Origin of the sequence: Acinetobacter sp. YH12200 (assembly GCF_013418175.1) — a bacterium.
Lineage (GTDB): Bacteria > Pseudomonadota > Gammaproteobacteria > Pseudomonadales > Moraxellaceae > Acinetobacter > Acinetobacter pseudolwoffii.
This window is the reverse complement of sequence record NZ_VPCO01000015.1, coordinates 12,185-35,899: the sequence shown is the minus strand read 5'-3', so window position 1 is coordinate 35,899 and position 23,715 is coordinate 12,185. Positions and strand designations below refer to the sequence as shown.

Genomic DNA, 23,715 nt, shown 5'->3' with positions numbered 1-23,715 from the left:
TTAAATAGTGAGCTTTATAAGATTTTATCCAATCTAAATCATAAAAATGGATATATATGATTTATTGATGGAATCAAAGTAGCGTTGCGCTGTTCTAGACATCAGGGTGTTATCTCGATTCAGCTTCTTTGGGAAATAGCACATAACTTCATCATCTGTGCACATTTGGATAAATGGGTCGGTGTCGGAGTCTTTCCATTGGCGGAGGATCAGGCTAGGGGGCTGAATACTTATGGATGGCATCGTGGTATTACACTATTATTGACGAATTAATTATAACAGAGATGTATTTGTGAAGAATTATCAGGATAAGGAAACAGGTCAGATTTATGCTTTTGAAGATGATTATGATCCCTTTCTTTCTGATAATCGTAATACTCCTAAGACACTAACTAAAAATATTAAAACAAGACCAACAGAAACATCAGTTTGGTATGATGGTGGTTGGATTGAGAGAACAGATGTGCCAATTGATTATATAGAGCCTACTTCTAGCGTACCATCATACAATCCTGCTTGGATGGTACATTTAAAACCCTATTCAGCAATAGTGAGTGATAAACAACCACAGTTTCAGTTCTCATTAGATCAAATCAATAACAATTCTTATGATGGAATGCAATTATCTAAAGTAATAGGAATACTTTCTTTAGAGGATAATTTAGATGTATTGATCAGCTATGATGGTGGAATAGCAATACCTCAAAGTGAAAAATTTTCAAAGAGAGTTGATGGTATTACTAAGTTAAATGAAATTCTCTGTCGTTTTTTATTAGGTGGAATTCATACAGAAGTATTGCATCCACATGAGTTAACAGTAGGGACTTTACATGAAAAAACGCACTTATTTTGTTATGCACCATCGCTTTATAATCAATTGAGATTCAATTGGGCATCTATTGCAGATAGGTTTCAGCCATTGATGGTTCCAAGAGTTTTACATTTAAATGATTTGCAAAAAGCTTATATGGATGGGCGAGAAATTCTTGAATCTATACCTACTTTCACGCCATTTTTTCTTTTAAATGGTTATACATCGTTAATCAATCAAAATATTAATGATGCTTTAAATAATCTTTGGATTGTTGTTGAACAACTTACAGAAATTTTATGGAAGCAAATTTATATTAGGCATAAAGATAATTATCCAAGACGAGTGCAAAAGTGTCATGCAAATTACAAAGAAAGTAATTATTTAAAGCATATTGCTACAAAACATAAGCTTTTGAGGTTGGCTAAAGTTATCACAAGGCAAAATTATAAAATACTAGAATGCGCTCGAAAATCTCGTAATAATTTAGCACATAGAGGAAGACAGCCAAATCGTGAAGTAGTTATTACGTTATGGGAACAATTGCCCGAACTTCTAGAGTCTGCTACGGATTATAAAAATATAGGTATGAGAGAAATAAAAATTGGACAAGAAATCAATTGGAATAATTCACATAATAATAATTTTGATGAATGGAAAGAATTAGTATCTCTGATGAAATAAATGTATTAAAAAACCCCGCACTCAGCGGGGTTTTTACTTAATCAAATGAATGGTTAAGCATTTTCACGTGCAATCGCACGGTAACCAATATCTTTACGGTATTGAACACCATCAAAAGTCACTTTTTGACAAAGCTCGAGCGCTTTTGCTTGCGCTTCACCAATGGTATTACCGAGTGCAGTCACACAAAGTACACGACCACCAGCCGTTACGATGTCACCATTCTCAAGTGCTTTCGTACCGGCATGGAATACTTTCGCATCTGCCATTTCTGTGTCTAAACCAGAAATTACATCACCATTGCTAGAAGTTTCTGGGTAGCCTTTAGATGCCAGTACGATACCAACAGTTTTACGTTCATCCCATTCAGCTTCCGCAGGTAAGTTACCCGCAATACCAGCTTCAACCAAATCAACTAAAGATGATTTTAAACGCATCATAATTGGCTGAGTTTCAGGGTCGCCAAAACGGCAGTTGAACTCGATCACTTTTGGTTGACCTTGTTCATCAATCATCAAGCCTGCGTATAAGAAACCAGTATAAACGTGTCCGTCTTTTTTCATACCTTCAACGGTAGGACGCATCACTTCATTCATGGTTTTTTCAAATACATCCGCAGTCACAACAGGCGCAGGCGAGTAAGCACCCATACCACCCGTGTTTGGACCTTGGTCGCCTTCAAAGATACGTTTGTGATCTTGTGAAGTCGCCATAGGTAAGATGTTGTCGCCATCAATCATACAAATGAAAGATGCTTCTTCGCCTGCAAGGAATTCTTCAATTACAACGCGAGAACCTGCATCGCCAAATTTGTTGCCTGCAAGCATGTCATCGATCGCATCAAATGCTTCTTGATTGGTCATGGCAACGATCACACCTTTGCCCGCAGCAAGACCGTCGGCCTTAATGACGATCGGCGCACCATTTTTTTCAACAAATGCTTTCGCAGCATCTACTTCTGTAAATACATCGTAAAACGCAGTTGGAATGTTGTGGCGTTTTAAGAAATGTTTCGCGAAAGCTTTAGAGCCTTCAAGCTGCGCAGCAAATTGAGTTGGACCCCAAATTTTTACACCCGCTTCACGGCAAGCATCAACGACACCGTTTACCAATGGAGCTTCTGGGCCGACAATGACAAGCTCAACGGCATTGTTTTTTGCGAAATCGATAATCGCAGCATTGTCTAAAATACTTAAATTTACGTTTTCACATTTATTTTCAGTGGCTGTACCTGCGTTGCCCGGAGCAACAAAGACTTTTGCAACTTTATCGTCTTGTGCGATTTTCCATGCAAGTGCATGTTCACGACCGCCATTACCCAAAACTAAAATATTCATCTAAAAATCCCTCAAAAGAATAGAATCCCACCTTGCGAAGCCATGCTTCTCACCCTGTAAAAAAGAAGGGCTTCACGAATAAAAATGTCCCTTTATTTGTGAAAAGTCCCCCTTTTTACAAAGGGGGATTTAGGGGGATTAATAAATACGACTTTGAATCAATTAGTGACGGAAATGACGCATGCCAGTGAACACCATCGCAATACCTGCTTCGTCAGCAGCTGCAATGGTTTCTTCGTCACGCATAGAACCACCCGGCTGGATAATGCATTTGATACCCGCTTTAGCGGCGTTATCAATACCATCACGGAATGGGAAGAATGCGTCAGACGCCATGACAGCACCCTCAACCACCAAGCCAGCATGTTCAGCTTTAATTGCAGCAATACGAGCAGAGTTAACACGGCTCATTTGACCTGCGCCAACACCAATGGTTTGACGGTTTTTCGCATAAACAATCGCATTAGATTTCACGTATTTTGCGACTTTCCAAGCAAAGATCATGTCATCGATTTCTTGTTCAGTCGGAGCGCGCTTGGTCACCACTTTAAGATCAGCTTTAGTAATCATGCCCAAGTCTTGATCTTGTACTAACAAGCCGCCATTCACGCGTTTGTAATCAAGTTGCGATTGACGTGCATCGATTGCTGGAAGTTCACCGCAAACTAAAACACGTACGTTTTTCTTCGCACCAGTCACTTCAAGTACGCCATCAGCAATACTTGGTGCAATGATCACTTCAACGAATTGACGCTCAACAATCGCTTGTGCAGTTGCAACGTCTAATTCACGGTTGAATGCAATGATGCCGCCAAATGCAGATTCGGGATCTGTTGCATACGCAAGGTCATAAGCCGCTTGAATGCCGTCTAAAGACACTGCAACGCCACATGGGTTTGCGTGCTTAACGATTACACAAGCAGGTTTCGCAAAAGATTTAACACATTCAAGTGCAGCGTCTGTGTCTGCAATGTTGTTATAAGAGAGTTCTTTACCTTGTAGCTGTTTCGCAGTTGAAACTGAGGCTTCTGTCGCTGTGTCTTCAACGTAGAACGCAGCAGACTGGTGCGGGTTTTCACCGTAACGAAGATCTTGAACTTTGTTCAATTGTGTATTGAAGGTACGTGCAAACTTGTCCGCTTCACCTTCTTGTTTGCCTACGCGAGCGCCAAGGTAAGATGCGATCATGCCGTCATATTGTGCAGTATGTTCAAATGCTTTTACTGCAAGGTCGAAACGAGTCGCATGCGATAAAGCGCCTTCAGCTTTAAGCTCAGCTACAACAGTGGCATAGTCAGAAGCATTCACCACGATGCCTACAGATGCATGGTTTTTTGCCGCAGCGCGAACCATGGTAGGGCCACCGATGTCGATGTTTTCAATCGCATCAGCCAGTGAACAGTTTGGTTTTGCTACAGTTGCAGCAAATGGATAAAGGTTTACAACGACTAAATCAATAGCATCAATGTTGTGTTCAGCCATCACAGCTTCGTCTAGACCACGACGAGCCAGAATACCACCATGAATTTTAGGATGTAGCGTTTTTACACGGCCGTCCATCATCTCTGGGAAACCAGTATGCTCTGAAACTTCTACTACAGCGACACTATTGTCTTTCAACAATTTGTAGGTACCACCTGTAGATAAAATTTCTACCCCTAGAGCAGCAAGTTCTTGTGCAAATTCAACAATACCAGTCTTGTCAGACACAGAGATTAAAGCGCGTTTAATAGTCATGATCTTCGTCACAGTTTTTAAGGAACAGAATAAAACAAAATCAGCAATTTACAGGTTAAAAAAAATGCCTGCGGAAGCCGCAAGCATTTTATCATTTATTCACTCATTAAACCGTGAGCTTTTAACTTTTTACGTAAAGTACCACGGTTGAGTCCGAGAATCTCGGCAGCACGTGTTTGGTTACCACGTGTATATTCTAGAACTACAGATAGAAGAGGTTTCTCCATTTCTGCTAGCACCATGTCGTATACCTGAGATGGTTGCTCGCCCTGTAGTTGCGCAAAATAATGGCGAACTGCGCGATCTACGTGGATACGTAAAGCAACATCAGATTGTGCAGTAAAAATAGGAGATTTGCTATTCATGCGAATTAATCCGAAAAACAAATATCGCTTGGGTAAAGCGATATAAAAAGTGGTCTAAAATTGAAATGAACTCCGCTTTAGATCCTAAAACTGGAGTTCTAAAACTTAATCATTGCATTGAGCCAATAGCTTGACACATCTCAACGTTTTGGTCGAAAAATAAGCGTAACAATAGTTAAAGTTTTGTTACTGACCAAAATCAAAACAAAAAAATCTGCACGATACGCAATAAATTTTATAGCGCATTAGGCAAGACTGTATTTGTTGTGAAAAAGTAGCGAGGAGTTGCAGCACATAGCTTTCGTGGCGCGTATCATACCATTGTCTAAGCAAAAGTGAGCAAGAAAACTGCATTTTTTTTAACTTTTTTTAATTTTTTAATGCTTTCTATTCAGATTAAGGGCGAATTATTTCCAAACTATAGCGATCAAAGCTTTTACGATCGACAGGAAGCTCAAATTTGAATTTGAATGGACTGTTTTTCGGGATACGTTCAATATTGACCAGACTTTCAATCAGGTACTCTTTGGCAGACAGGTTATAAGTCGCAACAACTTCACCGCGCTGTTCCAGATTGATTTTTAAAATCGGTAAAGCCAGGCTACGGTCATGGAAGTTGATCAGCTCACCGCTAAATTCAGTTTTCTTGTGACTGGTTGCCTTGATCTTGACTTTATTGACCTGAATCAGCGTGTAGTATTTTTCCAGATTGGAACAATTAAACACCTCGCATACATTGTTAAAGGCCAGACTCATGATATGACTATTTTTGATGTATTGCGGATTAAACCAGAAAAACTGGAACAGCAATACGCCAAATAGCATCAGGTTCAAGATGCTCCAGCCAATATAATACATTGGCCCACGGTATATCTGTTTTTCTGCCTGATCTTCCCAGTTCATGCTCGGCAGTACCGAGATAGGTTCGGTACTGAAATAGTTCAGATTGTTTAAATAGGTTTCCAGATCGATATTTGAATGTTCAACTTTCTGATCGAAAATATATAAAAGACTGTGCGTATTTTGCTGTTGATCGCGACCATATACAGGTGGGTTATATCGAGAATAGGTTTGATCCTGAGACGCTGAGGTAGTGACCGAGTTTTGGGCTTCGGCCACCAGATGCGATAAGGCATTAAATGAAGTGGTACATTTGGGACAGCAAACCATACCCTGCGCAATGGTGAGTTGAGCAACTGTGACCTTGTAGGTGGTGGAACAGGTAGGGCAATGGGTTCGTTTGTCACTCATAAACTATTTGTAGACTCATTCATTCTTATGGCGTTTACCCGAGATACGGCACCAGTGCTCGTCTCGTTTTTCTACGTCTAATATATCAAAATAATTTGAGTAAATGCTAGTAACATCAGCAACTTGCTCTTCGATAACTCCGGCAAGTGCGAACTGTCCCTCAGATTTAATTAAAGTTGCGAACTCAGGAGCCAACATCATTAGTGGCGCAGCCAAAATATTGGCAACAAATACGTCAGCCTTGCTAGTGCCGAGTTCATCTCTAAATTCTTCTGGCAGGCCGACATAAAGTTTGTCCAGTACACCATTCAGTTCAGCATTTTGCTGGGTGGCCAGAACTGCTTGTGGGTCAATATCAGTGGCATATGCTTTTTTAGCACCTAAGAGCAGGGCAGCTACCGCGAGAATGCCTGAACCACAGCCATAATCGATGACGATTTTGTCTTTAACGTCAATTTTGCCGAGCCATTGTAAGCACAAGAATGTAGAGGCGTGGTTCCCTGTACCGAATGCCAGACCCGGATCAAGCTTGATATTGACTGCATCGGCTTCAGGTGCTTGCATCCATTCCGGTACAATCCAGTATTTTTCAGCAATCTGGATTGGCTCATACGCATCCATCCAGGTGCGTTCCCAAGCCTGATCTTCAATGAATTCGTACTTGATCGGCGCTTCTGGCATTTGCGCACCAATAAAGGTTTCTAGTGCAGCAACGTCAATTTCTTCGCCTTCTTCCTGTGCATAAATACCAGTCACAATCACTTTATTCCAGAGTGGTGTTTCGCCTGGAAGTGGTTCCAGCAAATCCTGGTTTTCAGCATCATCCAGGGTCACACTCACTGCGCCTAGTGAGCTGAGTAATGTCTCAGTATAATCGACCTGAGCTTGTTCAACCGTAATATGAATTTGTAACCACTTCACAGAAATAACCTTTATACATTTTTCAAAAAGCTATTGTAACGGAAGTTCAGACACAACGCTGCTATCTTCTTGATGCATACCTAAAATAAAAAGGATGCCGAAGCACCCTATATAAAGCTCTATAAAGACTTATGAAGCCTTAGAGAAAAGAGGTGTTCTGTCTAATGGTGCAAAGCGGTTAAGCAGCAGACCAAAAATGGCAGCAAAAATATACATGAAGATTGAATAAACCGCGGCAGGCATGGCCACAGCAGTGCTGGACATCACGGTCAGGGCAATAGTCATGGCTAATGTGCTGTTGTGAATGCCAATTTCAAAGGCACTGGCCCGTGCCTGAGCGGTATCTATATTCATTAAGCGGGGGACAAAATAGCCGATGGTCAGGCTGAAAATACAGAACAATGCCGTGGCGACACCGACCTGAGTCAGATATTCGGCAATATTGGTGCGTTCACTATAGATGGCCCCGACAATAATCAGAATCAAGAATATGACTGCAAAAATGCGCAGCGGTCTATTCAGTTTTTCAGTCAGGCGTGGTGCATGATGTCGAATCAGCATACCAATCGCGACAGGAATAATAATGATGCCAAACACCTGAAGAATTTTGCCAAGCTGGAGCGTGATCTGCTGGCTGTCCTGCATGAAATGCATAATCGAAAAATTAACGATCAACGGTAAAGTTAAGGCTGCAATCACTGAATTAATTGCAGTCAGGGTGATGTTGAGTGCCAGATCACCTTTGAAAAGATAGCTAAACAGATTGGCCGTACTGCCGCCGGGTGAGGCGGCTAACAGCATCAGACCCACGGCAAGAAGTGGGGGTAGGGCCAAAACTTTACACAGGATAAATGCAATACCGACCAATAAGACCAGTTGACAAAATAATGCGACTAAAACAGCTTTAGGATGTTGGGTGACCCGGGCGAAATCTTTGAGGGTAAGTTCGAGACCTAAACCCACCATAATAATCGCGAGCGCAAGCGGCAGTAAAATCGTAATAATGCCAGAATCCATCTGTCATGCTCCTTGTTAAAAATTATTTTAATACTTTTGCTTTTCTTGGGAAAAGCATACAGCTTTATCGCAGACTCAGCCAAATAAATTACAAATCCGATAAACGATTTTTATGGCGATAAGCGATATATTGGCGACTCATCATCACCCCGAAAATAGTCGCAAAACTATACATGACAATGGTGTAAATGCCGGCCGGAATCGCCATGGTGACATTGCCTAAGACCGAAATCGCAATGGTGATCGCAATCGCCGTATTATGAATGCCGATTTCAAAGGTACAGGCCCGTGCCATTTTTTCTGGAATACCCATCAGTAGCGGAATGCAATAACCAATAAACAGGCTGGAAAAACATAAAATCACAGTGGCTAAACCAATACTGGAAAAATATTCAAAGAGATTAAAACGATCTCTAAAAACGGCAAATATCAAGAGTATGCTTAAAAAACTAATTGAAACGAAGCGCATCGATTTGCTGACGGTAATGGATAAGCGTGGAAATTTGGCTCGAAGCAGCATCCCGATGATCACGGGGATCAGGGTAATTAAAAACACCTGTATCATTTTTTCAACTGGAAATGTCACAGTCGAGTCGTGACTCATAAAATATTGTAATGACAGATTGATAATAAAGGGTAGGGTGAAAATAGAAATGATGGTATTGATGGCAGTCAGGGTGATATTCAGCGCGACGTCGCCTTTATACAGATAGCTAAACAGGTTGGCGGTTGGGCCTCCTGGTGAAGCGGCCAGAAGCATTAAACCTACTGCGAGTAAAGGAGCTAAGTCTAGAATCAGGCAAATAAAGAAAGCAATACTGGTCAACAGCACGAGCTGTGTAAATAGGGCAATAAAAATGACTTTAGGATAGCGGCTTAAGCGCAGGAAATCCTTGATTTTTAATTCGAGTCCCAGCCCCATCATCATGATTGCCAAGGTAATAGGCAAAAAAAAGTTAAAAAACCCCGAATCCATGAAAAACCCTTTTTATTATTGATTTTTAGATAGATTTTAAGTGTAGCCTAGCTGAATAAATAAGCAATATAAAACGGGCAAAATGTATTCACTTTGCCCGTCAAAGCTTTTACTTGAAATGTAAGCTATTTAGAGCTATGACGGCTTACATTCCTGGCTGAGTTTGCATTTGCGCATCAGGCGGAGTCTGCTGGTCATTCATTGGTTGCTGCATTTGCGGCTGGCTCATTTGTGGTTGCATTGGCTGACTGTGCATTTGGGATTGTCCCTGAGGGCGTGGCGGCATAAAGCCTAAAGCACATTTACCTTTGACTTCGGTTCCATTAATGGTGGCGGTGGTCGCGCTACTATTGCCACTACAGGTACTCATGAGTTCAGCTTCATCACCTTTGATTGAAGCATTTTTTGATGAAGCGAAAAACTGTGGCTCACAGGTTCCATTCCAGATAATGCCTCGATGAGCAAAACTGACTTGAGCACCTTGGGTTTTGCCTTTACAAACCTGTTGATACTTTTGCGCATTATAAGTGGTTTCGACCTTATCATTTGCTGAGGCTGCAAATGGCGCAAAACATAAACCACACAGAACAGTTGAGAGAAAAATATTCTTATTCATCAGTTATACCTTTGTTTGTAATGTAAGCAGTATATAGCTTAAAAAATACTCAAAATTAAACAGTGTAAATCGAGTAATTTTCTGAACTTATATGTTTAATTTATATAGTCCCTCTGCAAAGTTAAATTACAGTGCTTGATTCTTGTACAGGATGATTCATTTTTTATCTCAGGATAAATTCGACTGAATCTGTCTACTTTAGAATGAAATTTGCTATAATACTCAGCTATCCTTTTTTATCTCTCAATTACCACTATGCATTATCCTAAAGTATACGATGTCATTGTTATCGGTGGCGGTCACGCCGGTACAGAAGCAGCTCTGGCTGCAGCGCGTATGGGTCGACAGACTTTACTCTTAACTCATAACATTGAGACTTTAGGGCAGATGAGCTGTAACCCGGCCATCGGTGGTATTGGTAAATCGCACTTGGTGCGTGAAATTGATGCCTTGGGCGGTGCAATGGCACTGGCTGCCGACAAAGGCGGTATTCAGTTCCGTATTTTGAACTCGCGTAAAGGTGCAGCAGTTCGTGCAACACGTGCGCAGGCAGACCGTGTCCGTTTTAAAGCGGCAATTCGTGAAACCTTAGAGAATCAGGCGAACTTGGATATTTTCCAGCAAGCGGCTGATGACCTGATTGTTGAAGGCGATACCGTCAAAGGTGTGGTTACCCAAATGGGCATTCGTTTTGATGCCAAAACTGTGGTGTTGACTGCGGGTACATTCTTGGGTGGCGTAATTCACGTTGGTCTGGAAAAATCCAGTGGTGGTCGTGCCGGTGATCCGCCGTCGATTTCATTGGCAGCACGTTTGCGCGAATTGAATTTACCTGTGGGGCGTTTAAAAACCGGTACACCACCGCGTATCGATGCACGTTCGGTCGACTTTTCTGTAATGACACCGCAGCCGGGTGATTTCCCATCTCCAACCATGTCGTTTATGGGCGATGCGTCTATGCATCCGGAACAGGTGAACTGCTATATCACCCATACCAATGAACGTACGCATGAGATTATTCGCGGTGGTCTAGATCGCTCACCGATGTATACCGGTAAAATTGAAGGTGTGGGGCCGCGTTATTGCCCATCAATTGAAGACAAGATTCACCGTTTTGCCGATAAAGACTCGCATCAAGTATTCTTGGAACCGGAAGGTCTGGATACGCATGAGCTTTATCCAAATGGTATTTCAACTTCATTGCCATTTGATGTGCAGTTTGAGTTGGTTCGCTCAATCCGTGGTATGGAAAATGCGCATATTTTGCGTCCGGGTTACGCCATTGAGTACGATTATTTCAACCCGCAAGCGTTGAAATTTACCCTTGAAACCAAAGCGATTAATAACCTGTATTTCGCTGGTCAAATTAATGGAACCACTGGTTATGAAGAAGCAGGTGCACAAGGTTTGCTGGCAGGTTTAAATGCTGCACGTCGTGCCTGGGATCAAGGGCAGTGGACACCAAAACGCGATGAAGCCTATATGGGTGTATTGGTAGATGACCTGATTACGTTAGGCACCAAAGAACCGTACCGTATGTTTACCTCACGTGCTGAATATCGTTTGATGTTACGTGAAGACAATGCCGACCAGCGTTTAACTGCGATCGGTCGTGAATTGGGTCTGGTCGATGATGCACGTTGGGCGGTTTACTGCGAAAAAATGGAAGCAGTTGAAAAAGAAACCGGTCGTTTGCAGCATCTTTGGGCGGCGCCAAACAATCCAATGGGCAAGAAATTCGTTGAGATGACTGGCGCAGATTTATCTAAAGAATGTTCAGCGATCGATCTTTTGAAACGTCCAAATATTTCATTTGCGCAAATTGCCGAGTTAACCGGTTCTGATGTATCTGCGCAGGTCGGTGATCAGATTGAAATCGCAGTGAAATATGCGGGTTATATCAACCGTCAGCATGAAGACGTGGCACAAATGAAACGTCTTGAGGAAACCCGTATTCCAGGCGACTTCGATTATGACATCGTGTCGGGTCTGTCGCGTGAAATCACGTTGAAACTGAAGGATGTACGTCCTGAAACATTGGCGCAAGCCAGCCGTATTCCGGGTGTGACGCCTGCGGCTGTTCAATTGGTGATGATTACGATTCGTAAGAATGCACAAACGAAAAAATCTGCTTAAGAATACAGTGTGAAAAAGCCCGCGCAATGCGGGCTTTTTATCGGCTGATATTTTTGTATAAGTCTCGGCTATCATTCAATTATAAATAACTACTATTTAACTAAATGCCTTATTTATAAAGATAATAAAAATTATTAAGATGTAAAAAGTCTATAAATTTTAACTTTTAGGTCTAATGGAAAGGGTGTTGAGCCAAGTTGATGAACTTAAATCCGACTATTGTCGTGGTATTTCTCTGACCAGATTAGGATAAGAATAGGGGGAATAGGATCGTCAGGCTATCAAACGATTTATAGGTTATTGATGGAGATCAATCATGATACAGCCTTATAGTGAAAAATTACGAAAAATATTGACGATTTTCTTGTGCTTTTGGGTGGTATTTTTTGAGGGTTTCGATCTTCAGGCTCCTGGAATTGCAGCAAAAGGAATTGCGGCAAGCTTTGCTTTAGATCAGGTTCAGATGGGCTATGTGTTTAGTCTGGGCGTCTTTGGAATGCTCTTTGGTGCATTCTTTGGCGGACGTATCGCGGATTATTTGGGACAAAAGAAAGTCCTAATGTTGTCTGTGGCTATTTTTGGTGTGTTCATGTCGCTGACTGCAATTGCACCGAGCATCGAGGTTTTATATGCTGCGCGTTTCTTGACCGGTTTGGGTCTGGGTGCTGCAATGCCGACCATGATTTCCGTGGTTGGAGATGAAGCAACTGAAGCCAATCGCGGTAAGCTCAATAGCTTGATGTATTGTGGCCTGCCTGTTGGTGCTATTTTTGTCGCCGGTTTGGCTATGCTGCTTCCAGATATTCAATGGCAGACTTTATTTTTGATTGGTGGTTTAACGCCTTTAGCGCTTCTCCCTTTTATGGGCTTTATTCTTAAAGATCAACCTAAAGCAGCGGTAGCGCAAAAAAGATCTGGCGAAGCTGTACCGGGCATGGTCGAGGTTTTGTTCAAGCAGCAACAGTATAAAAATACAGTGCCGCTTTGGGTAGGTTTCTTCTTCACCCTGATGATCAACTATATTTTGATTAGCTGGTTGCCTAATTTGCTGATGGAACAAGGCCTGGAAAGACAGCAGGCTTTTCTGGTGATGCTGGTGTTTCAGGTGGGTGCAGTGATTGGAACCTTGGGTTTGGGGTATTTGTTAGATCGTTTAAAACTATGGCAAATGGCTGTCATTATTTATAGTGGTTTATTTGTTGCCTTGGTATTGTTGTTCACCAGTACCTCGATTCCGCTATTAATTTTAGCCGGGGTGATGGGCGGAATCTTTTCTACAGGTGGTCAATCTATTCTGTATGGCATCTCACCGATTTTTTATTCAGGTGCAGGTAAAGTTACAGGCGTGGGCAGCGCCATTTCTTTAGGCCGTTTAGGTGCCATGACCGGTCCGTTATTAACCGGAAAAATTTTGGCATTGGGTTTGGGAACTACAGGTATCCTTATGGCAAGTTTACCTGCGGTGGTTGTATCAGCGGTAGCGGTCACGGCACTGTCACGTTATAAGGCAGCTCATAAATAAGCCAATTTTGTGCTTTTTTCGCTACTAAAAAGGAATCTACGGATTCCTTTGTTATGGCTCATATTTTAATTGAGTAAAATCGGCAGATAAAATTTGCTAAAATAGATGGATAGCAAACAGACTGATTTTTATATGCCTTACCAACTGATCGAACTCGATATTCAGGCCACCGATAATATTGCCTGTCCACATTGCCAGCAGAACATTATTGACTGGACTGAAGAACAATATGTACAGCCATGTGAACATACTTTATTTATTGCCATGGATATTGGCTTTGAATATATGACCGATGAATTTGAGCACAGTATGCCGCGTTCGGTAGATGATCTGCATGCCAATGACGATCAGGTGAATATGTTTGATGAAATTACCGCCAGTACTTATTCAGACTATCTGATCTTAAAGTCAGACTTGGGCGCAGCAGGTTATTCGCGTTATATCGGCTTGACTGTTTAACTCATCTCAGTATAAAAAAGCACCCGAAGGTACTTTTATAGATTAGCTTGGACTTTCGATTTCTTCTTCTACCTCATCATCGGCCGTATCCATACCGAGTTCTTTGAGCTTGCGGGTCAGCGTGTTACGGCCCCAGCCCAAAAGTTCAGCTGCATGACGTTTGCGACCACGGGTTTGTTGTAATGCAGCATTAATCAGGGTGCGCTCAAACATCGGCGTCGCGACATCCAAAAGTTTCATCTCGCCATTTTTGAGTTTTTGCATGGCCCATTGACCTAGTAATTCATCCCAGTGCTGTGGACCCACTTGGTTTAAGTTTGGAATTGGTGAGCCTAAATCCAAATCTTGAATTGGAATTTGTTTCAGTTCAGGTGGTAGGTCTTCTGGATAGACTTCACGACCTGTGATCATCACGGTTAGCCAGCGACAGGTATTTTCAAGCTGGCGTACGTTGCCTTGCCACGGCAGTTTTTGCATATATTCCTGGGTTTCAGGACGCAGAATTTTGGGATTAACGCCGAGTTCTTTACCAGCACGTGCCAGGAAGTGCTGCGCCAGCATCGGAATGTCTTCACTGCGATGTGCCAGTTTTGGAATGTGAATCCGAATCACATTCAGGCGGTGATACAAGTCTTCACGGAAACGGCCGTCATGTACCAGTTTTTCCAGATCCTGATGTGTGGCAGCCACAATCCGCACATCAACCTTAACTGGAATATGACCGCCAACACGGTAGAACTCGCCATCGGCCAAAACACGCAATAAACGGGTTTGGGTTTCAAAAGGCATGTCGCCAATTTCATCCAGAAACAGCGTGCCGCCGTTGGCCTGTTCAAAACGACCTTGACGCTGGGTATTGGCACCGGTAAATGCACCTTTTTCGTGACCAAAAAGTTCGGTTTCGATCAGGTCTTTTGGAATAGCTGCCATATTGAGGGCAATAAAGGGCTTTGCACTACGCGGTGAATGGCGGTGCAAGGCATGTGCCACCAATTCTTTCCCTGTACCGGACTCACCATTAATGAGTACAGTAATATGCGATTGCGCTAAACGGCCGATGGCGCGAAACACTTCCTGCATGGCGGGAGATTCACCGATAATTTCAGTCGATTGAATCGGCGGGGCAACTTTTGCTGATTCTTGTTGTTGCAGCTTGGTAATATGCAAAATCGCACGATTGACCAGTGCCAGCGCTTCATCAATATCAAAAGGCTTTGGTAGATATTCAAAAGCACCAGTTTGATAACTTGATACAGCAGACTCTAGGTCTGAATGCGCCGTCATAATAATCACAGGCAGGTCAGGATAATTGTGTTTGACCTTACCCAAGAAGGTGAGTCCATCAATCCCCGGCATACGGATATCGGTCAGAATCACATCTGGTGCATCAACACTGAGTTGATCTAGTGCGGATTGTGCTTCTTCAAAGCTGGTCACGTCCAAGCCTTCTTCTTTAAAGGTTTTTTCCAGTACCCAGCGCATGGCACGATCGTCATCAATCACCCATATTTTATTTCGCGACATGATTCGACTCCCAAGGTAAATATAAGCTAAACACGGTTTTTCCAGCCACGGACTGACATTCAATCATGCCGTTATGCTGATGAATAATATTTTGAGCAATACTGAGACCCAGTCCGGTACCTTTGGCGCGACTGGTGACCAGTGGATAAAACACAGATTCGATAATGTCTTCGGGGACCCCAGGGCCATTGTCTTCAATATCAATGCGTACCACAGAGCGATGAATTGCCCCGTTAATGGTAAATAGGCGCTGAATCCGGGTTCTTAAAACCAGTTCAGGCTGGTGATCGACAAAGAACTCTTTGTTCTCGGTCATGGCCTGTACTGCATTGGCGCAAATATTCAAGATCACCTGAATCAGTTGATCACGGTCTGCCAGCACTTCAGGTAAGGACAGGTCATAATCCCGAATAATCTTGATTTTCTTTTTGCTTTGATTGGCGATGAGTGAGCGCACCCGCTCAAGTGGCTCATGTACATTTACCAGCTCATAGCTTGGCAGTTGGCGTGAACCGAGCATGGTGTCGGCCAGATTTCGGAGTCGATCGACTTCACTAATAATAATATCGGTAAATTCTTTGTATTGTGGATCATTCAGACTGCGAGCCAGAAGTTGTGTTGCCCCCCGAATTCCGCCGAGTGGATTCTTGATTTCGTGCGCGACACCACGAATCAGCTGGCGAGCCACTTGATGTTGCTGAATCAGGTTTTCTTCACGCGAAATTTTAAGCATGCGGTCACGAGGATTGAGCTCGATTAACAACAGTGGGTGATAGGGCTTACCCAGATTTAGCTGAGAAACGGTGTAATCGACATGAATGTCCTTAAAGTTGACAATCAGTGTGGCTTCTCGGCGTGTATAAGGTTGGCCTGTAGTTAAAGTATTGTTCAGCGCTTCTTCAGTATTAAACTCATCGGTCGGATGTTGCAGAAGACCCAGTGCCGGACTTCCACTGGCGCGAAATAAGCTCACATCAAATAAGGCTTCGCAGGCAGAGTTAAGATAATAAATATTAAGATCGCGGTCTACCAATAAGATACACGTGGTCATATTGTCCACTAAAACACGATAGTCGATCGGAATAAGCTGATCCATTCGCGGTTTTTTTCCTGTATTAAAATGGCGCAATGGCATCTTCATAAAGCAATTTAATCAATTTTAAGTTCTGATTTGATGCAAGATGCACGCCAACTTTTATGACTAAAGCTTATTTATTGCGATGAAATGCAGAAATGTGCCACAGCGACACAATTCATCTTAGGTATAGCGGATTAAATTGAGGCTGTAAATCTAAAATGTTCTATTTTGGTGCGCGCGCAAATATGTTGTATATTTTATGGCGTTATTTTAGTGCATGATGCAAAGAGTCAGGTTTTCAACTATTTTTATGATGCGAAAAGACATACAATACGCGCATTCTAGTAGAGCGAAAATTCATGAAGTCCCCCAAAGTCGGTTTTGTATCTTTAGGTTGTCCTAAGGCATTGGTAGATTCTGAACGTATTTTAACCCAGTTAAAGACTGAAGGTTATGACGTCGCTTCGGATTATGACGGTGCTGATTTAGTTGTAGTAAATACCTGTGGTTTCATTGAATCCGCAGTGCAAGAATCGCTAGACGCGATTGGTGAGGCGATGAGCGCGAATGGTCGCGTCATCGTAACAGGCTGTCTAGGTAAAGACGAAGACAAGATTCGCCAGATGCATCCGAATGTCCTGAAAGTGACAGGTGCAGCGGCATATAAAGATGTTATGGATGCGGTTCATCAATACGTGCCTGAACCGCCAAAACACAATCCATTTATTGATTTAGTTCCAGAGCAAGGTATCCGCCTAACACCTAAACATTATGCCTATTTGAAAATATCGGAAGGCTGCAACCATCGTTGTACTTTCTGTATTATTCCAAGCATGCGTGGTGATTTGGTCTCCCGTCCAGTTGGTTCTGTGCTTGAAGAAGCCGCAGCGCTGAAACGTGCCGGTGTTAAAGAAGTACTCGTTATCTCCCAGGATACTTCTGCTTACGGTCTGGACACCAAATACAAGCTGGATTTCTGGAACGGCCAGCCGGTGAAAACCAAATTCTATGACATGTGTGAAGCACTCGGTCAGTTGGGAATCTGGGTGCGTTTGCACTATGTTTATCCATATCCGCATGTCGATGCCGTGATTGACCTGATGGCTCAAGGCAAAATCCTGCCTTATCTGGATATTCCATTTCAGCATGCGAGTCCAAAAATTCTCAAGCTGATGAAACGTCCTGCGCACAGTGAAAACACACTGGAGCGATTGAATATCTGGCGTGAAAAATGTCCTGATCTGGTTATCCGTTCAACATTTGTGGTGGGCTTCCCGGGTGAAACCGAAGAAGACTTCCAGATGCTGCTCGATTGGCTGAAACAAGCTCAATTGGATCGTGTAGGTTGCTTTACCTATTCACCAGTTGAAGGTGCGACAGCAAACGATTTGCCAGACCACGTTCCTGAAGAAATTAAACAAGAGCGTTATGAGCGTTTCATGCAGGTTCAGCAAGAAATCTCGGCAGCCAAACTCCAAAAACGTATTGGTCAGACCATGACCGTGCTGGTAGATGATCTGGAAGAAGAATTCCCGGTGGCAGTTGCGCGTTCTTATGCAGATGCACCTGAAATTGATGGCAATGTTTTTGTTGAAGATATCGATAAAAGCGTCATTAAGGCAGGGGATTTGCTTGAAGTCGAGATTACCGATGCAGACGAGTACGATCTGTATGCAAAACTCATTTCAGTCAAATCTGCTTAAGATTTTGAATTAAAAAAATTTAAATTGAATACTTTGGAGTTTGATGATGTTGGATTCTAAAAAGCCACGCTTTGGTCGCATTCTGTTAAAGCTTTCTGGTGAAGCGCTGGCAGGCAATAAAGACATGGGAATCGATGCACAAGTGCTCGACCAGATGTCGCTTTCTATTGCGCACCTTGTGGGTTTAGGCGTACAAGTAGGTATCGTGGTCGGTGGTGGTAACCTGTACCGCGGTAGCCAGCTGCAAAAAGACGGTCTGGTTGGCCGGGTCACTGGCGACCAGATGGGTATGCTGGCAACCGTGATGAACGGTCTGGCACTACGCGACGCTTTGGTGCGCCGTAATATTAAAACCCGTTTGATGTCTGCACTGCCAATTGGTGCTGTGGTTGAGTCTTACTCGAGCCGTGATGCGATCCGTCACCTGACTCAGGGTGAAGTGTGTGTATTCGTGGCAGGTACAGGTAATCCATTCTTTACCACAGATACCGCAGCATGTTTGCGTGGTATTGAAATCGAATCAGATTTGATTTTGAAAGCCACTAAAGTCGATGGCGTATATAACAAAGATCCAAGCAAATATGACGATGCGGTTAAATATGACACTTTAACCTTTGATCAGGTGCTGGATGAAAAACTGGGTGTCATGGACTTAACTGCGATCTGTTTATGTCGTGACCACAATGTGCCACTACAAGTATTCGATATGAATAAATCTGGCGCATTACTTTCAGTGGTGATGGGCGAAAAAGAAGGGACTCACGTTACCAATTAATGACGTGAGCACCAAAGCACTTTATACTACGCGCTAATTTAGCAATTAACTTTTTTAGAATTAAGTAAGGAAGATCATATGATTAACGATCTTAAAAAAGACAGCGAAGACCGTATGAACAAAACTCTAGAATCTCTAGAGCATGGTTTTGCAAAAGTTCGTACCGGTCGCGCGCATCCATCTATTTTAAATAATGTGATGGTTTCTTACTATGGTTCAGACGTTCCATTGAACCAGGTGGCAAACGTTGGTGTTGAAGATTCACGTACCCTGTTGGTTCAACCGTTTGAACGTTCAATGGTGGCTGCAATTGATAAAGCGATTCGTGAATCTGACTTGGGTCTTAACCCGATTTCAGCAGATGCGATCCGTGTACCTATGGCAGCACTCACTGAAGAAACACGTCGTGACATGCAGAAAGTTGCCCGTACTGAAGCAGAAAATGCGAAAGTGGCAATTCGTAACATTCGCCGTGATGTATTGGGTGATATCAAAGCTTTATTGAAAGAAAAAGAAATTTCTGAAGATGAAGAACGTCGTGCTGCTGATGAAATCCAGAAAATTACCGACAAATTTGTTGCTGAAGTTGACAAACGCTTGGCTGCGAAAGAAGCTGAATTGATGAAGGTCTAATTCATCGATGACCGCTGCTGAAGAAAACCCCTGTCTTCCGAAACATGTTGCCATCATTATGGATGGCAACAATCGTTTCGCCAAAAAAAATCAGATGCAGAAAGGTGATGGACACCGTGAAGGAAAAACGGTTCTGGATCCGATTGTAGAACACTGTAGAAAAAGAAATATCCAGGCTTTAACTGTTTTTGCCTTTTCCAGTGAAAACTGGAATCGTCCACAGTTTGAAGTCGAATTGCTCATGAAACTCCTGCTTGACACGATTCATGAGCAACTCCCCCGCATGGAAAAATTCAATATTGCCTTACGTTTTATCGGTGATCGCAGCCGTTTGTCCGCTGAATTGCAGGGACTCATGTTGCAAGCCGAACAAAGGACTGCTAATTTCAATAGTATGACACTCACTATTGCAATCAGTTATGGCGGTATGTGGGATATGGCACAAGCTGCAAAGCAAATTGCCAGTGATGTTTTAACAAATAAATTAGATCTTGATGCAATTGATACTGATGTATTTGGTCAATATGTCAGCCTCGGTGACTTACCAGCAGTTGATCTGCTGATTCGTACTGGCGGAGATTTCCGTCTGTCGAATTTTCTGTTATGGCAGGCAGCCTATGCAGAGCTTTATTTCACTGAGACGCTGTGGCCAGAATTTACCGTTGAAGAACTTGATGATGCACTTGCCGTATTTGGTGGGCGTGAACGTCGTTTCGGTAAAACATCAGAGCAGGTTCATCAGGAAAAACTTGAGAATTAATACATGTTTGAGCGGATTATAACCGCATTGGTGTTGGTAGCAGTTGTACTGAGCTGTATGTTTGCTACTGAATCACATTATCCAATGTTTGTATTGATGGTTCTTGCTGCCGGGGTTGCCGGTTATGAGTGGTTTAAACTCATGCCGCGAAAATTTAAGCAGGTCATCAAGCCCGTTGCATGGGGATATGGGGTGCTGACCGCGGCTCTATCAGCATTGGCATTGTATTTTGCTGAAGTCGCTTTGTTGTTATGGGTGGCTTCTATTATTACCTGGTTACTCAGTATTTACTGGGTCAAGTCTTATCCTGAGTATGACGGCTGGTACAACGCAAGCCTAAATGGCATTGGTGTAGTGCTGATTTCTGCTGCTGTCACCGCAATTTTCTCGGTTTGGCAAAGTTCACCGTGGTGGTTGATGTACCTGTTTTTACTGGTATGGGGCGCAGACAGCGGTGCATATTTTGTCGGCCGTAAATTCGGTAGGAAAAAACTTGCACCAAATGTCAGCCCAAACAAATCTGTAGAAGGGCTGTATGGTGGTGTGGTCACCTCAATGCTGATTGTGATTGCAGTTGCTTTGCTTTATCTGGAGATGACCTGGCCAGAACTTATTTTATTCCTGATCTTATCGGTGATCACGGTCTTCAGTTCAGTACTGGGAGATCTGTTTGAATCCATGATCAAACGACGTGCCGGTATTAAAGACTCGGGCCGTATTTTACCGGGTCATGGTGGGGTGCTGGATCGTATTGATTCTTTGCTTGCTGCAGCTCCAATCTTTGCGGCAGGTATTGCTGTTCTAAAACTTATTGGTGTAGATTTATAAATGTCACAAGCGGTTTGTATACTGGGTGCTACAGGTTCTATTGGTCAAAGTACTTTAAAAATCTTGCAGCGACATCCTGAAGCGTACTCGGTTTTTGCTGTAACCGCGCAAAGTCGTATTGATGAGCTGGTCAAGATTTGCCAGCAATACCGCCCTAAAGTGGCGGTGGTGCCTGCGGCAAAAGTGGAGGAGTTTTCAAAACTCCTTCAGCAACATGGTCTGGCTGATATTGAAATTCTGCAAGATGAAGCCGGTTTAATTGCTGTGGCTGAATATGCGGATGTCGATATTGTCATGGCTGCCATTGTCGGTGCTGCCGGATTGTTGCCGACACTGGCTGCAGTAAAAGCAGGCAAGCGCGTACTGTTGGCCAATAAAGAAGCTTTGGTGATGTCCGGTGACATCATGATGCAGGCTGCACGCGATCATGGTGCATTGTTGCTTCCGGTGGATTCCGAACACAATGCGATTTTCCAGTGTTTACCACAGCACTATTTTGAGGCAGAGCGTCATGGCAAGCCCAAGCTGGGTGTCTCGCAAATTTTGTTAACTGCATCTGGTGGGCCGTTTCTTAATCATAGTCTACAACAGCTTGAAGATGTGACGCCTGCACAGGCCTGCAAGCATCCCAACTGGTCAATGGGCCAGAAAATTTCGGTCGATTCAGCGACTTTAATGAATAAAGGTCTGGAATTGATCGAAGCCTGTCATTTGTTTGCAGTTCAAGAACAATTTGTTACAGTCGTGGTGCATCCACAGAGTATTATTCACTCCATGGTTCAATATGTAGATGGTTCAACTTTGGCACAAATGGGTAATCCGGATATGGGCACACCTATTGCACATGCATTGGCATGGCCTGAGCGAATCAGTACGCATGTACCACCCTTAGATCTGTTTATGCACTCGCAGCTTAACTTTCAGGAACCGGATGTGATTCGTTTTCCTGCATTAAAGTTGGCTCGTCAGGCGATGCAGAGCGGCGGAATTGCACCCACGATTTTAAATGCGGCCAATGAAATTGCAGTTGACGCATTTTTACATCAGCAAATTAGGTTTACCCAAATTCCTCAAGTGGTTGAACATGTCCTGAATCAGATGGACAATCAGCCGGCAAATGATCTGGAGGCTATCTTGCAGGCAGATCAAATGGCACGAGGTTTATCACAGCAGTATGTTGTGAATAAAGGAAGTTAAGACATGAACGCCTTGTTTATTATTGCAGCCGCAATCCTGTTACTCGGTCCCTTAATTGCGATTCATGAGTTTGGTCACTATATTGTGGCGCGTAAACTGGGCGTTAAAGTGTTGGTGTATTCGATTGGTTTTGGACCAACGCTGTTAAAGTGGACCTCAAAAAAATCCGGCATTCAATATCAGCTATCCGCCTTACCTTTAGGCGGTTATGTGAAAATGCTGGATGAACGTGAAGGCAATGTTGCTGAAGAAGACTTGCCCAAAGCATTTAACCGTCAGCATCCCTGGAAACGGATTGCCATTGTGGCAGCGGGACCATTGATCAACCTCATTCTTGCGGTGCTGTTATTCTGGGTGCTGTTTTTACCGGCACAAGAGCAGCTGAATACCCGCGTTGGTAAAGTTTTACCAGATACGCCGGCTGCAACAGTACAAATGCAGCCGGGTGACAAAATTGTTGCTGTGGACGGGACTCCAGTCGAAACCTGGGAAAAACTGAGTTATGCGCTGGTGGATCGTGTGGGTGAAACGGGCGTAGTGTCTATTCAGGCAGAACGTGCCGGGGAAAACAAGCTGTTCCAGTTACCGATTCGTGACTATTTAAAAGACCAGAGTCAATCTCCGTTAGACAGTCTGGGCTTCTTGCCTTATCGACCGGAAATTCCGGCTGTGATTAGCAAGCTGACTGAAGATGGTGCAGCAATTCGCCAAGGCCTGAAGCAAGGTGACAAAATTCTGGCCATTGATGGTGTCCAGATGAAAGACTGGTTTGATGTGGTACAAATTGTACAGGCATCACCAGAAAAATTACTGAAGATGGATGTATTGCGCGAAAACCAGGTGGTGCAACTTGAAGTGATGCCACAGGGCAAGCGTGACAATATGGGCAATGTCACGGGTATGCTCGGTGTACAAAGTGATCCGGGTAAAATCTCGATTCCCACAGAATATAAGCAGACCATTCACTACAATCCAGCTGAAGCACTGGTGATGGCATTTGATAAAACTGCGCACTTATCTTCGATGATTCTGAACTCGATTGTCAAAATGGTACGTGGCATGATTGGACTGGATAACTTATCTGGACCGATCACCATTGCCAAAGTCGCAGGACAAAGCGCGGAAATGGGTTGGGAAACTTTTATTTCCTTTATGGCGCTAATGAGTGTAAGTTTAGGAATATTAAATCTACTGCCGATTCCAATGCTTGATGGCGGACATCTGGTTTACTATTTTGTTGAATTAATTCGTGGTAAACCTGTTTCCGAACAAATACAATTGGTTGGACTAAAAATTGGTATGGTACTGCTCGGCAGTATGATGCTTCTGGCATTATTTAATGATTTTATGCGTTTATAACAACGTAGATGGAATAAATTAACAGC

Annotated in this window: 21 protein-coding genes; 11 read left to right on the top strand and 10 right to left on the bottom strand. The window is 43.2% G+C overall.

Translation table 11 applies throughout. From position 1 onward, the window contains the following. The first annotated feature begins 292 nt into the window (after positions 1-292). Positions 293-1,495, top strand: a complete 1,203-nt coding sequence (locus FTU90_RS11035; RefSeq protein WP_159138173.1) for a hypothetical protein — start codon at positions 293-295, stop codon at positions 1,493-1,495. Between the two features lie 53 nt (positions 1,496-1,548). Here FTU90_RS11035 and purD read toward each other — a convergent pair whose 3' ends face one another. The 8 genes from purD to FTU90_RS10995 all read right to left on the bottom strand — a co-directional run bounded on the left by purD (position 1,549) and on the right by FTU90_RS10995 (position 9,715). Then, entirely contained in the window at positions 1,549-2,832 is a 1,284-nt protein-coding gene (gene purD / locus FTU90_RS11030; protein ID WP_100357115.1) for a phosphoribosylamine--glycine ligase, read from the bottom strand. A gap of 162 nt (positions 2,833-2,994) precedes the next feature. After that, the gene (purH, locus tag FTU90_RS11025; protein ID WP_005096691.1) at positions 2,995-4,569 is read right to left on the bottom strand and encodes a bifunctional phosphoribosylaminoimidazolecarboxamide formyltransferase/IMP cyclohydrolase; all 1,575 of its coding nucleotides are present in this window, start codon (positions 4,567-4,569) and stop codon (positions 2,995-2,997) included. Between the two features lie 95 nt (positions 4,570-4,664). Further along, on the bottom strand, positions 4,665-4,934 hold the full coding sequence (fis, locus tag FTU90_RS11020; RefSeq protein WP_001086304.1) for a DNA-binding transcriptional regulator Fis: 270 nt from the start codon (positions 4,932-4,934) through the stop codon (positions 4,665-4,667). Between the two features lie 396 nt (positions 4,935-5,330). Then, on the bottom strand, positions 5,331-6,185 hold the full coding sequence (locus FTU90_RS11015) for a DUF3426 domain-containing protein (protein ID WP_005171257.1): 855 nt from the start codon (positions 6,183-6,185) through the stop codon (positions 5,331-5,333). Between the two features lie 15 nt (positions 6,186-6,200). Beyond that, positions 6,201-7,106, bottom strand: a complete 906-nt coding sequence (gene prmA, locus FTU90_RS11010) for a 50S ribosomal protein L11 methyltransferase (protein ID WP_100357118.1) — start codon at positions 7,104-7,106, stop codon at positions 6,201-6,203. Between the two features lie 129 nt (positions 7,107-7,235). Further along, on the bottom strand, positions 7,236-8,123 hold the full coding sequence (locus tag FTU90_RS11005; RefSeq protein WP_180000889.1) for a bile acid:sodium symporter family protein: 888 nt from the start codon (positions 8,121-8,123) through the stop codon (positions 7,236-7,238). An 88-nt stretch (positions 8,124-8,211) separates the two neighbouring features. Continuing rightward, the gene (locus FTU90_RS11000) at positions 8,212-9,099 is read right to left on the bottom strand and encodes a bile acid:sodium symporter family protein (RefSeq protein ID WP_005096695.1); all 888 of its coding nucleotides are present in this window, start codon (positions 9,097-9,099) and stop codon (positions 8,212-8,214) included. A 145-nt stretch (positions 9,100-9,244) separates the two neighbouring features. After that, the gene (locus FTU90_RS10995) at positions 9,245-9,715 is read right to left on the bottom strand and encodes a hypothetical protein (protein ID WP_005171252.1); all 471 of its coding nucleotides are present in this window, start codon (positions 9,713-9,715) and stop codon (positions 9,245-9,247) included. 255 nt (positions 9,716-9,970) lie between these two features. On the opposite strand from FTU90_RS10995, the gene mnmG reads away from it, so the two are divergent. From mnmG to FTU90_RS10980, 3 genes are all read left to right on the top strand, one after another. After that, positions 9,971-11,851, top strand: coding sequence for a tRNA uridine-5-carboxymethylaminomethyl(34) synthesis enzyme MnmG (mnmG, locus tag FTU90_RS10990; protein ID WP_005171251.1), 1,881 nt, complete (start codon positions 9,971-9,973; stop codon positions 11,849-11,851). 316 nt (positions 11,852-12,167) lie between these two features. Continuing rightward, the gene (mhpT, locus tag FTU90_RS10985; RefSeq protein ID WP_180072677.1) at positions 12,168-13,373 is read left to right on the top strand and encodes a 3-(3-hydroxy-phenyl)propionate transporter MhpT; all 1,206 of its coding nucleotides are present in this window, start codon (positions 12,168-12,170) and stop codon (positions 13,371-13,373) included. A 132-nt stretch (positions 13,374-13,505) separates the two neighbouring features. Then, positions 13,506-13,832: a hypothetical protein gene (locus FTU90_RS10980; protein ID WP_035337926.1), complete on the top strand. Its 327-nt coding sequence runs from the start codon at positions 13,506-13,508 to the stop codon at positions 13,830-13,832. Positions 13,833-13,874: 42 nt separating this feature from the next. On the opposite strand, the gene glnG is transcribed toward FTU90_RS10980, so the two are convergent. Both glnG and glnL read right to left on the bottom strand, forming a co-directional pair. Further along, complete coding sequence (gene glnG / locus FTU90_RS10975; RefSeq protein ID WP_005096701.1) at positions 13,875-15,356, bottom strand: nitrogen regulation protein NR(I); 1,482 nt, start codon at positions 15,354-15,356, stop codon at positions 13,875-13,877. Continuing rightward, positions 15,343-16,452: a nitrogen regulation protein NR(II) gene (gene glnL / locus FTU90_RS10970; protein WP_005096702.1), complete on the bottom strand. Its 1,110-nt coding sequence runs from the start codon at positions 16,450-16,452 to the stop codon at positions 15,343-15,345. The genes glnG and glnL overlap by 14 nt, the downstream gene beginning before the upstream one ends. Positions 16,453-16,793: 341 nt before the next feature. Between glnL and rimO the strand changes: the two genes are divergently transcribed. From rimO to rseP, 7 genes are all read left to right on the top strand, one after another. Beyond that, positions 16,794-18,137, top strand: a complete 1,344-nt coding sequence (gene rimO, locus FTU90_RS10965) for a 30S ribosomal protein S12 methylthiotransferase RimO (protein ID WP_005096703.1) — start codon at positions 16,794-16,796, stop codon at positions 18,135-18,137. 46 nt (positions 18,138-18,183) lie between these two features. Continuing rightward, positions 18,184-18,912: a UMP kinase gene (pyrH, locus tag FTU90_RS10960; RefSeq protein ID WP_004279886.1), complete on the top strand. Its 729-nt coding sequence runs from the start codon at positions 18,184-18,186 to the stop codon at positions 18,910-18,912. 78 nt (positions 18,913-18,990) lie between these two features. Beyond that, on the top strand, positions 18,991-19,545 hold the full coding sequence (frr, locus tag FTU90_RS10955) for a ribosome recycling factor (protein ID WP_005096705.1): 555 nt from the start codon (positions 18,991-18,993) through the stop codon (positions 19,543-19,545). A gap of 7 nt (positions 19,546-19,552) precedes the next feature. Beyond that, positions 19,553-20,305 carry a polyprenyl diphosphate synthase gene (uppS, locus tag FTU90_RS10950; protein WP_005096706.1) on the top strand — a complete coding sequence of 251 codons (753 nt, stop codon included), beginning with the start codon at positions 19,553-19,555 and terminating at the stop codon, positions 20,303-20,305. A 3-nt stretch (positions 20,306-20,308) separates the two neighbouring features. After that, entirely contained in the window at positions 20,309-21,133 is an 825-nt protein-coding gene (locus tag FTU90_RS10945) for a phosphatidate cytidylyltransferase (protein ID WP_180072675.1), read from the top strand. Further along, entirely contained in the window at positions 21,134-22,330 is a 1,197-nt protein-coding gene (gene ispC, locus FTU90_RS10940; protein WP_180072673.1) for a 1-deoxy-D-xylulose-5-phosphate reductoisomerase, read from the top strand. Between the two features lie 3 nt (positions 22,331-22,333). After that, on the top strand, positions 22,334-23,689 hold the full coding sequence (gene rseP, locus FTU90_RS10935) for an RIP metalloprotease RseP (protein ID WP_180050281.1): 1,356 nt from the start codon (positions 22,334-22,336) through the stop codon (positions 23,687-23,689). Positions 23,690-23,715: the final 26 nt, after the last annotated feature.

Bases quoted from the DNA above. Each gene is read 5' to 3' on its own strand.
- FTU90_RS10980 (WP_035337926.1), top strand. From the start codon at position 13,506: ATGCCTTACCAACTGATCGAACTCGATATTCAGGCCACCGATAATATT.
- fis (WP_001086304.1), bottom strand. From the start codon at position 4,934: ATGAATAGCAAATCTCCTATTTTTACTGCACAATCTGATGTTGCTTTA.
- rimO (WP_005096703.1), top strand. From the start codon at position 16,794: ATGAAGTCCCCCAAAGTCGGTTTTGTATCTTTAGGTTGTCCTAAGGCA.
- mhpT (WP_180072677.1), top strand. From the start codon at position 12,168: ATGATACAGCCTTATAGTGAAAAATTACGAAAAATATTGACGATTTTC.
- ispC (WP_180072673.1), top strand. From the start codon at position 21,134: ATGTCACAAGCGGTTTGTATACTGGGTGCTACAGGTTCTATTGGTCAA.
- glnL (WP_005096702.1), bottom strand. From the start codon at position 16,452: ATGGATCAGCTTATTCCGATCGACTATCGTGTTTTAGTGGACAATATG.
- purH (WP_005096691.1), bottom strand. From the start codon at position 4,569: ATGACTATTAAACGCGCTTTAATCTCTGTGTCTGACAAGACTGGTATT.
- glnG (WP_005096701.1), bottom strand. From the start codon at position 15,356: ATGTCGCGAAATAAAATATGGGTGATTGATGACGATCGTGCCATGCGC.
- rseP (WP_180050281.1), top strand. From the start codon at position 22,334: ATGAACGCCTTGTTTATTATTGCAGCCGCAATCCTGTTACTCGGTCCC.
- FTU90_RS11005 (WP_180000889.1), bottom strand. From the start codon at position 8,123: ATGGATTCTGGCATTATTACGATTTTACTGCCGCTTGCGCTCGCGATT.
- purD (WP_100357115.1), bottom strand. From the start codon at position 2,832: ATGAATATTTTAGTTTTGGGTAATGGCGGTCGTGAACATGCACTTGCA.
- frr (WP_005096705.1), top strand. From the start codon at position 18,991: ATGATTAACGATCTTAAAAAAGACAGCGAAGACCGTATGAACAAAACT.
- FTU90_RS11000 (WP_005096695.1), bottom strand. From the start codon at position 9,099: ATGGATTCGGGGTTTTTTAACTTTTTTTTGCCTATTACCTTGGCAATC.
- FTU90_RS10995 (WP_005171252.1), bottom strand. From the start codon at position 9,715: ATGAATAAGAATATTTTTCTCTCAACTGTTCTGTGTGGTTTATGTTTT.
- pyrH (WP_004279886.1), top strand. From the start codon at position 18,184: ATGTTGGATTCTAAAAAGCCACGCTTTGGTCGCATTCTGTTAAAGCTT.
- FTU90_RS11015 (WP_005171257.1), bottom strand. From the start codon at position 6,185: ATGAGTGACAAACGAACCCATTGCCCTACCTGTTCCACCACCTACAAG.
- FTU90_RS10945 (WP_180072675.1), top strand. From the start codon at position 20,309: ATGTTTGAGCGGATTATAACCGCATTGGTGTTGGTAGCAGTTGTACTG.
- uppS (WP_005096706.1), top strand. From the start codon at position 19,553: ATGACCGCTGCTGAAGAAAACCCCTGTCTTCCGAAACATGTTGCCATC.
- mnmG (WP_005171251.1), top strand. From the start codon at position 9,971: ATGCATTATCCTAAAGTATACGATGTCATTGTTATCGGTGGCGGTCAC.